The 446-nt window shown below is 63.5% G+C and carries 1 protein-coding gene; it reads right to left on the bottom strand.

Annotated elements, in window-relative coordinates:
- On the bottom strand, nt 1-446 hold a 446-nt coding region (locus AC1DN0_RS41505), incomplete at both ends, for a hypothetical protein (protein ID WP_477146672.1).

Raw genomic sequence — 446 nt, 5'->3', positions numbered from 1 at the left:
TAATCGGTCTGCTCGTCATACGCACTGGCGGTGAACGCATACCAGCCGTCCAGCCAGGCGAACGCGGGAATGCGGTAGCTGGTCACCAGGCTCTTGCGCTTCTGCGCATAGTCCAGCTGGGTGTTCATCTTGTGGCCGCGGCTGTTGAGGAACCGCCGCTCCAGGCCGCCGCGCACACCGGCGCCGCTCTCGCTGCCGTAGCTCAGGCCCGCGGTGTAGATGGTGCGCTTGGCGCGGGTAAGGTTGACGTCCACCGGCACGTCGCCATTGTCGTCGGCCTGGTCCGGGCGCGGCTGGATGTCGATCACGCTGAAGTAGTCCAGCTTGGTCAGCGACTCGCGCAACCGGTCCAGCTTGCCTTCGTGGAAATAGCTGCCCTTGTCCCAGTACACCAGCGGATCGAACAACGTATCGACGAAATAGTCCTGGTGGAAGCGGATATCGCC

It is taken from the genome of Cupriavidus sp. 05N39 (genome assembly GCF_056397325.1).
This window is presented reverse-complemented; position numbering and strand designations above follow the sequence as displayed.